Genomic DNA, 11,534 nt, shown 5'->3' on the forward strand with positions numbered 1-11,534 from the left:
TAAGACAAATTAAATTGTTTGTCAATAAAATAAATAAGCTTAAATTATTAAATAAAGAATTTTAAAATAGAAACAAAAAACACCTCTAAGAAGGAGATGTTTTTTGTTTCTATTTATACGCCTTTTTTATTTCAATTTCATAGTTTCTCAACTTACGGTAAAGTGTACTTCGATCAATTCCTAACAATTTAGCTGCTTGAGATATATTAGAATGAGTTTCTGTTAAAGTAAGTAAAATTTGCTCTTTTTCAGATTGAAGATGATTGGTGGTTTCTGCTTCTTCACTGATGTAATTTGTTTCAAAAGCATTTTCGTTCAGCTGCTCTTTCATATCTTGATCCGAAACTACATTATTTTTACTGATCACTACTAACCTTTCAATAAAATGCATCAGTTCTCTTACATTTCCTTTCCATTCATAGGTAGTTAATTGTGAATAAGCTTTTTCTGTAATCTCTATATTTTTCTTTTGATAGAGATTCGTATAATAGACTAAAAAATGCTGAGCCAGGTAACGAATATCACTTTTTCTTTTACGGAGCGGTGGAATATTTATAGTTAAGACCTTAAGCCTGTAAAGTAAATCCTCTCGAAATTTGCCTTTTTCTACGACTTTTAATAAATTTTTGTTCGTTGCTGCAATAACTCTTACATCTACAGGAATATATTTATTATCACCTAAGCGCATAACCTGTTTTTCTTGTAAAACTCTAAGTAAGCGGGATTGTCCATATGTATCCATCTCCGAGATTTCATCCAGAAAAATCGTTCCTCGGTGCGCCATTTCAAACAAACCTTGCTTTCCTTTCCTTGTTGCTCCAGTAAAGGCTCCTTCTACATATCCAAATAACTCACTTTCCAATAAATTAGGCGGAATGGCTGCACAATTAACAGCAACAAAAGGACCGTTTTTTCGCAAACTTTCTGCATGAATACTCTGAGCAAATAATTCTTTCCCGGTGCCGGACTCACCAAAAATCAAAACGGTTGCATCTACAGAAGACACTGTCTGCCCAATCCGTTTTGCTTCACAAATTTCCTTAGAATGCCCTAAAATATCAGAAAATGTGTAGCGTGTTTCAAACTTTCTTGACAGTACTTCCCCTCTAATTTTAGCTTCCATTTCTTGAATATTTGTAATATCCTGAAAAGTTATCATTGCTCCGATAATGTCTTTCTCCACTTTAATTGGAGCAATGTTAAATATTAAACTTTTGTTTTTGATTTTTTTGATTATACCTAAATGCTCTTCTCCTCCAAAATAATTTTTAATAGGTAAAAAGGGCATAACAGCATCGATCTGCTTCCCTAGCACTTCTTGCCTTTTTAATTCTAGCAAGTGCTCAGCAGCATGATTAAATACTTCTACTTTTTTATTTCGATTAATACTAATAATTCCTTGTATAGAATAATCAATAAGGGCTTTAACTGTTTGGGAACGCTCTTTTTCAATTTTTCTTCCTAAAGAAATTTTTTTAGCTTCTAAAAGCGCTGTTCGAACAGCAGAATTTCCAGATTCAATAGAAATTGCCTTAAAGCCTTTTCTAAGTGATAAAGTAGTTGTTTTCATTCCCCCAATAACAATATCTGTTTCTGCTGAGGAAAGTTGCTCAATACAAGTTGGAATATCTTCAACTGAATTAAGAGGATAAATAGAAAGGTTGATACCCAAAATATCTGCTAAAATTTCCACATCATTTTTCATATTTTGAAACGCGAGCATGGCCACTTTAGGATTTTTTAAGTTTGTTACCTGCTTGCTTTTATAAAAAACTTGAGCTAAATCTTGTCCTGTAATTGGAATTTCAACTAGAGGAATTCTGCTTACAGAATCAGTAATTAACCTTGCAGTCCCTCCTCTGCAAACGATAACATCACAAGTGGATTCTAATTTATTGGCGAGTTTTACGGCGCGACTTAACCTTGCAAGGTAGATTTCAACCTCTCCTTGCAATCCTAGCTCTTGAATTACTTTTTTTCCTTGTAAAAATAGTTGTTTATCTGGAGCAATAAAAGCAATTTTTGCCATATCGTTTTCCTCCCTACTAGTTAGAATATTCTATTTATTATAACCTATTGACACAACAATTGTTGCTTTACGTACAACAGTTGTTGTATATTCCATCACTTCTATTTGATATAAAAGCTTTTTTTACGCGCTAAAATTATTGGCATGTTTATTGCAATAAATAAAGATGAACATGTTTAGAAAGAAACTAAAAACCATTAAGGAGAGATGAATCATGTCTTTGCAAATCAACCAAACAGAAAAACCCCTTTATATCAAAGTAAATGAGAACGATAATGTTGCTACGATTGTAAATTCAAAAGGATTATCGAAAGGAACTGTGTTTCCATCTGGGTTAGAGCTAAAAGAATATATCCCTCAAGGACATAAAGTTTCATTAAAAAATTTTGAGAAAGGTGACAAAATTATTCGCTATGGAGAAGTTATCGGAGCTGCTTCCTCACCGATTTCTCAAGGAACTTGGGTAAAAGAATCATGTGTTACCCTACCTGATCCCCCTATTTTAGAAAAGCTGCCTTTGGCAACTAAAGTTTCCGCCCCTTTATCTCCTTTAGAAGGATACACATTTGAAGGCTATAAAAATACAAATGGAAGTGTTGGAACAAAAAATATACTTGGGATTACGACAAGTGTTCAATGTGTAGTAGGAGTACTTGATTATGCGGTTAAAAAAATCAAAACAGAACTTCTTCCTTCTTATCCCAATGTAGATGATGTAGTAGCTTTAACTCATAATTATGGCTGCGGAGTTGCCATTAATGCACCGGACGCCATCATTCCGATTCGTACATTACAGAATCTTTCTATTCATCCAAATTTCGGCGGTGAAGTTCTAGTAGTTGGCTTAGGGTGTGAAAAGCTGCTTCCTGAACGTTTGAGTCCACAAGAGATTTCAGGAAATATAACACGTTTGCAGGACCAGGCGGGTTTTAAGCAAATGATTGCTACGATTATAGAGATGGCAGAAGAAAAATTAATTAAACTAAATAGCCGGACGCGTGTAACCTGCCCTGTGTCTGATTTAACGGTAGGTTTACAATGTGGAGGAAGCGATGCCTTTTCCGGTGTTACTGCCAATCCAGCAGTTGGATACGCGGCAGATTTACTAGTAAGAGCAGGCGCTACTGTTTTATTTTCTGAAGTTACTGAAGTTCGAGATGCTATTCATTTGTTAACGCCACGAACAATTAATAAAGAAGTTGGTCAATCTCTGATTAAAGAAATGAAGTGGTATGATCAATATTTAAAAAGAGGCGAAGCAGATAGAAGTGCAAATCCTTCACCTGGAAATAAAAAAGGCGGACTTGTCAACGTAGTAGAAAAAGCACTTGGCTCCATAGCTAAAGCGGGAACAACTCCAATTGTCGAAGTCTTATCGCCTGGAGAAAAACCAACTAAAAAAGGCTTAATCTATGCAGCAACTCCAGCGAGTGATTTTGTATGTGGAACATTACAGTTAGCTTCTGGAATGAACATGCATATTTTCACAACAGGGAGGGGAACTCCATATGGCCTGGCAATGGCACCTGTTCTTAAAGTATCTACTAGAAGTTCATTAACTGAGCAATGGCATGATTTAATAGATTTAGATGCGGGAAGAATAGCACAAGGGGAAGCAACCATTGAAGAGGTTGGTTGGGAGCTCTTTCACTTAATTATAGAAATTGCAAGCGGTCATAAGAAAACATGGAGTGATTATTGGGGGTTGCATAATCATTTATGTCTGTTTAACCCTGCTCCTTTAACTTAACAAGATAACGAGAACCTGTTTCTAAACTGGTTCTCGTTGTTTTATGACGCGTTGAGTAACTAATTGGAGTTTAAATGACCTCTGTCTACCGCTTCCGGCGGTGTTTCCATCCAACCATTTTCCATCATAATATCCGCTGCATCTTTTACAAACCTCGAGATATTTGTCATTGATTTTCCATATAACAGCGCCAAATCATGTCTTCCATTGACGGCTACTGAATTTCCAAAAGCCCTCATTTTCATTGAGAACATATCCATTTTGTGAAACAGCATCAATTTATCCGAAAATGGTGAAAAAGTCGAAGTAGTAATTAAATGATCAAGAAAGGATGGCGCTGGTAAATTATCTAGATGAAGCTTTTCAATATAGCGTTCTACCGCTTTATTTGTCAGATCTTCGCCTTTTACAAATAATGCACGGATTTTTTCACTTTTGACAACTTGACTAAATGCCAAAATTAAGGCTTTGCTTGTCACATTATTCTCGATGTTATCATACAGATGAGCAATTTCTAATGCGTGCAAAGGTCGAACATCTCCTATAAACCCGCTTAAATAATGAGTATTAGCGATGTTCACTTTTTCTGGTGCGGGAATAATTGGCGGCTTAATAATAAATCCTTTATCCATTAAGATTGCTTTTATTTGCTCCATCAGTTCCATTGTTGCTTTCATACAATACGTTAAAAATGTCTTTACATCTTCTCTATACATTAGGGGCAGTGCGATACTGTAAATGCTTAATCCTGCTTTAGCAGCATATTTTAAATAATGCACGTAAAATTCATCTTCAAACAGCTTTGGAGCGCCTAAGTTCACGTCTTCTTGCGTAAATCCATGCGGAATCGGCACATTCTCTTTTGTGAAAATTTCTTTTACGTTAGTTTGAAATTCTTCCGTTAAATCTTTTGCATGCTGTAATAGTTTTTTTATATCCGGATCTTCAACGTGTTCAAGAAAATAGCTTAAAATATACGAAGACATGCTGTTGCCCATATAGGTTGCCCAAAGTTTGCCCATTTCGGGGGCTGTTAATTTCTCTTTCACGCTTGTTTTTTTTGAACCTATTTTAATTGGTTTGATTGTTTCCATCTATAATCTCCTAATTCGATTTGTTCTTAGGTTGGTCTTTTCTATCTTATCTATTCCTCAACTTTTGCCCGTTGTTTAATGAGTTAATATTCTCAGGTGAGATGTGCGGGTTTTAAGCATTTTAATCTAAAGTCGGACCTATTCGCTGTTTGTTTCCGTGCTTAACCTGTACGTTGACCTTCACATTTATTGAGTCTTTTGTTAAAGGAATGGCCCCGTTGCTTTGAACAGCTTTCCATTTACGCAGTTCTTTTTTGTAAAGAACATGAGAAAGCCTGTAAACATCGCTGTTTATACTTAAGCCTTGCGCGTACGTTTCAATAATTTGTTTCTTAATTTTCTGTTCAGCTTCTTTTTTTATAGTCGATAGTTTTTCGTGCTGCGGCATAACTAAAATCGTTGCTTTTGCACGAACTTTTATATTAAATGTTAAATTACTACCTTTTATAACAGGTTCAATTTTTACTTTTTTCTTATCTACCACAAGATCAATATCGGAATGATCAGGCAGCCTTACCCGTAAACCAGCTCGTACGAATTCATCCGTTATCCATCTAAGCCCTTTGATTTTATTCTCAGAAAAAACGCCTTTTAATTCAGATGATGTAATAGCCACTGCTCCGTTTACTTGAATAGCTGTTTCTCTTTTTTGATCCGTTGTTAAATGTTCCTTAGTCTGAACTAGAGGAATGTTTACTTCGTGACTTGGTTCATTAAGGTGGATAATGAGCTCTCTTAAATCAACGGGTGGAATAAACGAGTTTTGTTTAAAAATCACTTTAGGATCGCTCAAGCGAGAAAGAGCGTTAGATACTTCGAACATAGGCGTAGCTAACAACGTTTTTTTCAAAGGACTTTTCGTAGCATACATCCAGATGTTGTATCTCGTTTCCCGATAACGATCTAAAAAATCCACCGCAGATTTGACAGCGCCATGCTTTAACGCATCGTCCGTTAGAACAAGGAAAGCTAAGTGCCCAAAAAAGATTCTGCGCTGAGAAATTTGATAATATCTAAAAATGGCTTCATCAATAGTTTTACCTGTTGCATAGCCAACTTCTACTTTGATTTGGCCAGCGCCAGCACCGCTTGCCTCTGATTTTGCTAATAAACTTAAATTAATTGTCTGCAGGTAGAGAACGTAACGATTATTTTTAAAATCTACCCCCATTCCTTGTGCATATACCATTTGTTCCGGTTCATTCGTATCCCAGCACCCCGAAAGAAACAATAAAAAAGAGCTCGTAACAAGTATAAGTAAATTCCTTATGTTCCTTTTCACTAACTTTCTCCTTCTTCGCGAGTGGAATCGCTTGGGTTAAGCATACTGGCTCTTGTTGCTTTTTTACTTTCGGGAAGGCGGAAGAGAGATTTTAAAATATTTTTCGCGTCTAACCGGGTTGCTAATTCGAAATAGGGCACACCAAACGTTCGAATGTTTGTAATATAGATCATGACTAAAAAGATGGAAATGAAAAATCCAAAAAAACCCAAGATGCTGACACAGATAATACAAAAAAAGCGGATTAGTGAAATTGTTCCTATAAGAGACTGATTCGCTAGCGTAAACGTAGCAATCGTAGAGCCTGCAATGACAACAAGCATGGCAGGACTTGTTAAACCGGCTCTAATGGCTGCATCACCGATAATAAGCCCTCCGATTACACTGAGTGTCTGCCCGACGGAAGTCGGCAGTCTAAACCCTGCCTCTCGAAACAATTCAAATAAAAGAAGCATTAATATTGCCTCAAGAGAGGTAGGAAACGGGACACCTCTTCTTGCTTCAACAATCGTAGCTAATAGACTGAGCGGAAGCTGATTTTGATGAAAAGCCGTCATTGCCACCCAAAAACCCGGCAAAAAAGCAGCGATGGAAAGCCCGAAGATTCGAAGAATACGCTCAAAAGAGCTGTATAAATATGTATTTTCTTTATCCTCAGATCCTTTTAATAAGTAAAAAAGGTTAATGGGTGTAACATACGCATATGAAGTTCCATCAATTAATATAATGAACCGGCCATTTAACAGAGATTGAACCGCAAAATCAGGTCTCCCTGTATAAGCGTGGCGTGGAAAAAAGCTATACGGATTTTTATTAATGAGCTCTTCTAACTGTGTTCCGCTGAAAATACCGTCGATATCGATATCCCCTAACTTCTCCATAATTTCGTCAAGTATCTTCTTGTCAGCTACATCTTCCATGTATAAAATGCTTACTTTTGTCTTTGTTCGTTTTCCAATCTCTAAAGAGTTTGTTAACAAGGAAACCGATTTAAGACGCTTGCGAATTAAAGCAATATTGACAGGTAAGTCTTCAATAAAATTATCTCTAGGACCCAATATGGTTACTTCATTTTTCGTTTCTTCTGGGCTTCTTTGAGGACGGTCCGAAATATCGATAGACAGAACAGATTGTGGTGATCCAAAATCAATGAATAATTTCCCAGAAAAAATTTCCGAAACTGCCTGCTCTTCATTTTGAACGATAGAAACTGAGGGAAGGTTTAATAATTTTATGATCTTGTCTCCTTCTACTTCACCCTCTAACTTAGCGCAGCATTCCTCTAATCTTTTAGGAATCATTTCATATAGCATTTCCGTACTAACTAGACCGGTACAATAAATCATAAGCACTCGTTTGTTATAAAAATAAACGGTCTCGAAGTTAATATCGCTGCATTTTCCAAATAAATCTCTTAATGTACACTCATTGATGACCTGAGAACGAGAAGAACTTTCTTTTAAAAGACTTTCCGTCTCTTGTTTTTTAGAGCTGTAGCCTTTTTTCTTCTTAAAAAATTCCACTCTTATCCCTCCTTGTTTTATGAGAAAATAGAAAGACTATGCCTGCTAAGAAAAGAGAGAAAGCAACAAATAACCAGAAAGTAGCCGGTATGATTGTAAAAAATAAAAGATTTGAAAAAGCAAAGTCCGTTATAGGAGCTAGTGTACATACAGTGATAACCACTAAAATGAGTAAAAGAAACCTTTTTTGGCCTTTTTGAAACGCAACTAATTCTTTCATAATAAAAAGAAAGGTCGAAATGCGGATAAAGGTACCCGACAACCACTGATAAATAGATAGAAAGTCGATATGCTCTATAAACTTTCCAAGTGATGCAATTCCCCATTCTTCATAGGGAGGGAAACGTTGCTTAGAGGCTTCTACAGGGCCAAATTCAGTAATTGCTCCAATGAGAGGCCCAATCGTAAGGCCTGTTAAGAGAATTGCAGCCACCGCTAAATGCTTATAGCGTATAGGCTGCGGTACTTTGTGCTGCAAAAAAAGCAGCAGCAGCAGCTCTACCATCCCTGATCCTTGAAATACAATACTTTTGATAACAGGAAAATAGCCATTTTCTAAAACAGGCTGCAATAAAGAATAATCTTTAAATTGAAAGTTTGTAAAAGAAACAAAAAAACCTAATAGCACAATAAAAAATAAAAGAAATACGTTTACAATGCTAATCGTTCTAATACTCGTAGCAGCAAGTAAGCAACAGGTAAAACCAAATATCAAAACAAGGATAATTAAAGGTGTTCGCTGAAGGAAAATAATATTAATCCACGTAATCGTCTCTCGTAAAGTGACGATCTCCATAATGGTCAAATAAGCGATTGTAAGAAAAATAACGACATTGGTAAATGGCTTATTCATATGTTTTTTCATCCATTGAAAAAGATGTTCGCCTTTTGTTTTTTTATTTACATATACGAGTAAAGGAACCCATATGAGCGTTAAAAGACAAGTAAGAAGCACGGTGATCCAAGCATCTCGTCCTGCCGTTTTAATTAATGGAGATATAAGCATCACATGAGTTTTTAAGCCAATAAACGTCATTGAAAGAAGGATCAATTGAAAAACAGAAATTGAGTCTGACTTATTTATGGTAACCACTCCTTCTCTCCGGCAAATTTACTACTGGTAGCTTATCCTAAATTTCTCATAATATAATGGAAAATCCTCACTCGAAAAATAAAAAGAGCTGTTTTATACGTCATATTTCTCACGTATAAAACAGCTCAGCCTGTTATTCACTTATTTTCACAAAGCCCTATTCTCTGCACATTATTCACTGTGTTCAATTACTAGTTAGCTGGACTTCTTTCTTATCTTCATTTTCTTCTATTTCCGCTTCTTCTATATTCACAAAAGGTTGATCAGCAACGGTCACAAGCTCGCCGCCGCAAACATGGCGAACAACGGTTACTAGCTCTGGAAAAGCGGGAAATTTGCCGTATAACGTTTTTAAAGGAAGTGCGCCTTTACATATTTTACTGTTATGTGGTTCATACCCTTTGAGCGTATCAAGCAATAATTGTTCGCCATTTTCAGTCAATTTGATATAGGTGTTTCTTTTATCATTTTCTCTTTTGAACAAATGCAGATATCCTTGGTTTTCTAATTTTTTCGAAAAATTAAATGCTGTAGAGATATGCATAGCTCCTAAATTAGCTAACTCTGACATAGAAATTTCTCCCGTGTTACTAGCCAAACATAAAATATGATGCTCATTTACGTTTAGACCATAAGGTTTCACCCATTGCTCCCAGTCATCTTCCGCAGCTCTCCAGATGGCTTTACTTACCTGCATTAATTTGAATCCAAACAATGATGCATCTTTTATTGTGTATTCACTTTTTTGTTTCGACATACTCTCATTCCTTATTTGTAGGCTGTTGTAAGTTAGTTTATTTCTAAAGCGTGTAAAAATTTTTTTATTTCATCTAATTTATCAGCATACCTACAAAATCAGACGAAAAAATACACGTGCAGTTTAATTTATCAGCTTTATTCCACAATATCTCTGCAATTCTGAAGAAATGTCTACCAACTAAAAAGAGTTGCTTACCTTATTTTTATTAAAAAAAGTAATACGTGTCTTTTTAATGACTAATAGATGATGCGGATTCTAAGTGAGCAAATGCTTGTTCTAAGTCTGCAATTAGATCTTCCGTATCTTCAATTCCTACAGATATACGAACTAGTCCTTCGGATATTCCAAGAGCTTTACGTTCTTCAAGCGTACATTCTACGTGACTAGTCGTTCTTGCCGGGCCGTAAATCGTTTCAACCGCTCCTAGATTACCGGCTTTATTTGCATACGTTAACCTTGGCAATAAAATTTTAATGGCTTCCATTTCTCCTTTTAACACAAAGCTTAACATTCCGCCAAAGCCTTTCATTTGTTTTTTGGCAATATGATGATGAGGGTGTGTTTCCAATCCTGGATAATAGACGGCTTCAACAGCTTCTTTCTTTTGAAGAAATTTAGCAATTTCCAAAGCGCTTCGTTCTTGTTGACGTATGCGTAATTTTAACGTTTTCATTCCTCTTAAAATAAGATACGCTGACATGGGATCCATGGTCGCGCCATTGATCTCACGGTAGTGATACACATGCTGCATTAATTCTTTAGAGCCGCATACTACCCCTCCTAAGGCATCCGCATGTCCGCTTAAAAATTTTGTTGCGCTGTGAATGACAAGATCTACCCCTAATTGAAGAGGGTTTTGATTAATGGGTGTCGCAAACGTATTATCAATAATGACGACTGCCCCTACTGCTTTTCCTGCTTTCGCTATTCTTTCAATATCAATAATTTTCATCGTAGGATTTGTAGGTGACTCTAGATATAGCACTTTGCACCCTTTATTTACTTCTGCTTCAATTTCTTCATGATTTCCCGTATTACATAAGGTTACATCAACTCCGATGTTAGGAAGGAACTCAGTGAAGATTTTATTTGTTCCTCCATATGTATCTTTTACCGATACGACTCGGTCTCCCGGTTTTAAAAAAGTGTATAATGTGCTGCTGATAGCCGCCATGCCGGAGGAAAATGCGACCGCTTCTTCTGCTACTTCAAGTATCCTTACTTTTTCTTCAAAAGCTTTAACCGTAGGATTACTCATGCGATTATACGTATAGCCTGGTTTGTTTCCTAACGCAACTTCTTGCCATTCATCTACATCATCATAATTGTACGCTACGCTGAAGACGACAGGAACTTGAGTGGCATTATAAGCAAGCGATTCTTTTTCTCCTGCCCATACCGCTTTTGTTCCGTCTTGTACATTTCTAAACTGTTTGTCTGTCATTCACCCATCACCTCTGATTTTATTAATTAGATAATGATTAGATTATATATTGTATACAATATACTGTATATAGTACAGAATAATCTGATAATAAAATATACGTACATTCCTCATTAAATTTAAAGAGGTTGAGATATAACGAAATGAATCCAATCAACTGCTAGAAGAACTTAAAACAAACCGAACCTACGCTTACCATAACAAACAAAACAAACCACTAATCAAAAATCTTGATCAATGGTTCATTTTTTACTTCGTCTAAAATACTTTTGTCCCAGCCTCTTTTTTTATTCGGCTTTCACCAAAATTTTCACCTGTTCTTTTTCTTTTAATAATGTCTCAAAACCTTCTTCAATCACCTGTTCTAGTTTAATACGTTTTGTCACCAGTTTATCAGCAGAAAAATAGCCTTTTGCCATTAAACTGATAACCGCTGGAAATACATCGCGGTAGCCAATAATACCTGTTACTGTACGCTCTTGTAAAACGATTGTTTGGGGATGAATGGACGCTTCTTTTTCAAATCGTGCCATCTTAATGCTTTCATTCTACTCAGCTC

At 36.1% G+C, this 11,534-nt stretch carries 8 protein-coding genes and 1 pseudogene; 1 reads left to right on the forward strand and 8 read right to left on the reverse strand.

Annotated features, from left to right (window positions below):
• Positions 1–109: 109 nt before the first annotated feature.
• Positions 110–2,029 carry a sigma-54-dependent Fis family transcriptional regulator gene (locus MMB69_RS15225; RefSeq protein ID WP_277447939.1) on the reverse strand — a complete coding sequence of 640 codons (1,920 nt, stop codon included), beginning with the start codon at positions 2,027–2,029 and terminating at the stop codon, positions 110–112.
• A 214-nt stretch (positions 2,030–2,243) separates the two neighbouring features.
• Between MMB69_RS15225 and garD the strand changes: the two genes are divergently transcribed.
• Positions 2,244–3,779, forward strand: a complete 1,536-nt coding sequence (garD, locus tag MMB69_RS15230) for a galactarate dehydratase (protein ID WP_277447940.1) — start codon at positions 2,244–2,246, stop codon at positions 3,777–3,779.
• A gap of 59 nt (positions 3,780–3,838) precedes the next feature.
• On the opposite strand, the gene MMB69_RS15235 is transcribed toward garD, so the two are convergent.
• From MMB69_RS15235 to MMB69_RS15265, 7 genes and pseudogenes are all read right to left on the reverse strand, one after another.
• The gene (locus MMB69_RS15235) at positions 3,839–4,873 is read right to left on the reverse strand and encodes a DUF3231 family protein (RefSeq protein WP_221782653.1); all 1,035 of its coding nucleotides are present in this window, start codon (positions 4,871–4,873) and stop codon (positions 3,839–3,841) included.
• A 121-nt stretch (positions 4,874–4,994) separates the two neighbouring features.
• Positions 4,995–6,155 (reverse strand): Ger(x)C family spore germination protein, encoded by a 1,161-nt coding sequence (locus tag MMB69_RS15240; RefSeq protein WP_277447941.1) that lies wholly within the window; start codon positions 6,153–6,155, stop codon positions 4,995–4,997.
• A complete protein-coding gene (locus MMB69_RS15245; RefSeq protein ID WP_277447942.1) occupies positions 6,155–7,678 on the reverse strand; it encodes a spore germination protein in 1,524 nt (507 codons plus the stop codon). Before MMB69_RS15245 ends, MMB69_RS15240 begins: the two co-directional genes overlap by 1 nt.
• Entirely contained in the window at positions 7,665–8,771 is a 1,107-nt protein-coding gene (locus tag MMB69_RS15250) for a GerAB/ArcD/ProY family transporter (RefSeq protein ID WP_221782649.1), read from the reverse strand. Before MMB69_RS15250 ends, MMB69_RS15245 begins: the two co-directional genes overlap by 14 nt.
• Before the next feature lie 184 nt (positions 8,772–8,955).
• Positions 8,956–9,528 carry an HTH-type transcriptional regulator Hpr gene (locus MMB69_RS15255; RefSeq protein ID WP_277447943.1) on the reverse strand — a complete coding sequence of 191 codons (573 nt, stop codon included), beginning with the start codon at positions 9,526–9,528 and terminating at the stop codon, positions 8,956–8,958.
• 232 nt (positions 9,529–9,760) lie between these two features.
• Complete coding sequence (locus MMB69_RS15260; RefSeq protein ID WP_277447944.1) at positions 9,761–10,975, reverse strand: cystathionine gamma-synthase family protein; 1,215 nt, start codon at positions 10,973–10,975, stop codon at positions 9,761–9,763.
• A 287-nt stretch (positions 10,976–11,262) separates the two neighbouring features.
• A pseudogene (locus MMB69_RS15265) lies at positions 11,263–11,499 on the reverse strand (butanediol dehydrogenase); the annotation flags it as partial.
• Between the last annotated feature and the right edge of the window lie 35 nt (positions 11,500–11,534).

The organism is Priestia sp. P5 (assembly GCF_029522155.1).
GTDB lineage: Bacteria > Bacillota > Bacilli > Bacillales > Bacillaceae_H > Priestia > Priestia megaterium_E.